This is a genomic window from Burkholderia sp. Ac-20392 (assembly GCF_017104585.1).
GTDB classification, from domain to species: domain Bacteria; phylum Pseudomonadota; class Gammaproteobacteria; order Burkholderiales; family Burkholderiaceae; genus Burkholderia; species Burkholderia lata.
In genome coordinates this window covers 1-2172 of sequence record NZ_JAAGPB010000861.1, presented here as the reverse complement: position 1 = coordinate 2172, position 2172 = coordinate 1, and the positions used below count along the sequence as shown (strand labels likewise).

General features: G+C 68.6%; 2 protein-coding genes and 1 pseudogene. 2 read left to right on the top strand and 1 reads right to left on the bottom strand.

Features of this window, described 5'->3' with window-relative positions; all coding sequences use genetic code 11:
* Positions 1–586: LysR family transcriptional regulator (locus tag G3N99_RS39075; RefSeq protein WP_206125067.1), on the bottom strand; the 586-nt coding region annotated here is incomplete at its 3' end.
* 97 nt (positions 587–683) lie between these two features.
* On the opposite strand from G3N99_RS39075, the pseudogene G3N99_RS39070 reads away from it, so the two are divergent.
* Positions 684–1139, top strand: a pseudogene (locus G3N99_RS39070) (thiamine pyrophosphate-binding protein); the annotation flags it as partial.
* Between the two features lie 137 nt (positions 1140–1276).
* Entirely contained in the window at positions 1277–2041 is a 765-nt protein-coding gene (locus G3N99_RS39065) for a DUF899 domain-containing protein (RefSeq protein ID WP_206125066.1), read from the top strand.
* Positions 2042–2172: the final 131 nt, after the last annotated feature.

The following is a 2172-nucleotide window of genomic DNA, read 5'->3' as shown; positions in this document are numbered from 1 at the left end:
CACGGGCGCGCCTCGCGTTCGAGCGCGTCGGCGCGCGGCCGAGCGCGCGCAGCGGATGCTGCGGCGCCGCAACGATATGGCTGCGATCTTCCCAGCGGCACTCGGGAATCGCGACGATCTCGTCGGTGTCGGGCCCGTGCGCGGACAGCGCGAGATCGATCTCGTGCTTGTTCAGCCCTTCCGCGAGCCGGTCCCACACGCCTTCGATGATCTCGACGCGCAGGTTCGGCCAGCGGTCGAGCACGCGGCCCACCGCGACCGGCAGCACGAGGCTCGCGATGCTGCCCACCGTGCCGACCTTGATCGTGCCCTTCGCGAACCCGCGCATCGCGTCGAGCTCCTCGCGCGCGTGCTCGGCCTCGTGCTGCAGCAGCGTCGCGTGCGGCAGCAGCGCGTCGCCGAACGCGGTGAGCTGCACACCCTTCGAATGGCGCTCGAACAAGGGCACGCCGACCTGGTCCTCGAGCCGTTTCAGGATCCGGCTCAGCGCCGGCTGCGTCACGTGCAGCGCGTCGGCCGCGCGGCCGAGGCTGCCGCACGCGACGATCGTCGTGAAGGCGCGCAATTGTCGGAGATCGAAAGTCATGTCGGAATGGTATGGCTTATCGCAAAAAATACAGTATCGGTGAATGGCTTGCGCTTCGATACTGTGGAAACCGTCAAGCCATCGAGGAGCGCCGAGCATGTCCGGCCATCTGCACCCTTCCGCCGCATCGATCACCGTTCGCGATGCGGTGATCGACCTGCTTCGCCAGTTCGGCATCGACCGCGTGTTTGGCAATCCCGGCTCGACCGAGTTGCCGATGTTCCGCGACTTCCCGGACGATTTCCGCTACGTGCTCGGCTTGCATGAAGCCGTCGTGGTCGGAATGGCCGACGGCCACGCTCAGGCCACCGGCAATGCGGCGGTCGTCAACCTGCATTCCGCGGCGGGCGTCGGCAACGCGATGGGCAATCTCTTCACCGCCTTCAAGAACCGCACGCCGTTGATCGTCACCGCGGGCCAGCAGGCGCGCGCGATCCTGCCGTTCGACCCGTTCCTCGGGGCGACGCAGGCTGCCGAGCTGCCGAAGCCGTACGTGAAGTGGAGCATCGAGCCTGCGCGCGCGCAGGACGTGCCGGCCGCGATCGCGCGTGCGGCCGCCGTGATCAGCGAATCCATCCGAATCCCGACACACTTGTCACTCCCTCCGGTCCGATGCCCGCCACTAATCTAGCACCACGCACACGGCACCGGACGCCGTGCCCGGATACCCATCGGAAGGAGGACCCCGCCATGACGACTCATCTCACCGGAACGCGCGACGAATGGCTGGCCGCGCGCCGCGCACTGCTCGACGCGGAAAAGGCGCTGACGCGGCAAAGCGACGAGCTCGCGCAGCGACGCCAGGCGCTGCCCTGGGTGCGCGTCGACAAGACCTACCGGTTCGACACCGAACAAGGGCAGGCAACGCTCGACGACCTGTTTCTCGACCGTTCGCAACTGCTCGTCTATCACTTCATGTTCGGCCCCGATTACAAGGCCGGCTGCCCGTCGTGCTCGTCGATCGCCGACGGTTTCGACGGCTTCGCCGTGCATCTGGCGAACCACGACGTGACGCTCGCCGCCGTGTCGCGCGCGCCGCTCGCGAAGCTGCTCGCTTACCGGCAGCGGATGGGGTGGCGCTTCCCGTGGGCGTCGTCGGTCGGCAGCGATTTCAACTTCGACTTCAACGTGTCGTTCACCGAAACGCAGCAGCGCGCCGGCGACGTCGAGTACAACTACGCGCGGGCCGGCCACGCGATGGACATGGATCCGCCGCCGGCCCCCGTCGTGCAGTTCGCGGCGACGTGCGGAACCGATGCGGTCACGTATTCGCTCGACCGGCCGGGGATGAGTGCGTTCGTGCGCGAGGACGGCGCGGTGTATCACACGTACTCGACCTATGCGCGCGGGCTCGACGGGCTGTGGGGGATGTACCAGTGGCTCGATCGCGCGCCGCGCGGGCGCAACGAGGCCGGCCCGTGGTGGCGTCGTCATGACGAGTACGCACGCGGCTGAGCGCGCCGGCGACGGTCGGGAGCGGGCGATGACACGGCCGGCGACCGGCGCTCCGGGGCCCGTTCCGCGGGCCTTCGCGGCGGCGCTCATGGCCGTGTTCGCCGTCGCCGCGATCGCGACCGCGGCGCAGA